Below are 265 nucleotides of genomic sequence, written 5' to 3'. Positions count from 1 at the left end.
AAGGCAGACCAGCCGGGACGTACTCCCCTTACCTTCCCAGGCCCAACCAATAAGAACACGAACGAATGCCAACCTACGCAATACAAATACCCGATGGCCGCCATATGGTCGTTGAAGCGCCCGATGAGCAATCAGCGCTAACCGGCGTGCAAGACTGGCACGCACAGAACATCGCCAAGACGACTGGCGATACAAAGCCTGACACGTCGATGCTGGGTGCTCTCTCGCAGGGCACTTCAGACGTTGTGTCGGGCGTGGGTAAGAC

The 265-nt window shown here is 57.4% G+C and carries 1 protein-coding gene; it reads left to right on the top strand.

All coding sequences use genetic code 11. The features are described 5' to 3' along the window. Positions 1–65: 65 nt before the first annotated feature. On the top strand, positions 66–265 hold a 200-nt coding region (locus OD803_RS14535; protein ID WP_262734085.1), incomplete at its 3' end, for a hypothetical protein.

It is taken from the genome of Gaetbulibacter sp. NE (assembly GCF_025548475.1).
Classification (GTDB): Bacteria; Bacteroidota; Bacteroidia; order Flavobacteriales; family Flavobacteriaceae; genus Gaetbulibacter_B; species Gaetbulibacter_B jejuensis.
This window is presented reverse-complemented; position numbering and strand designations above follow the sequence as displayed.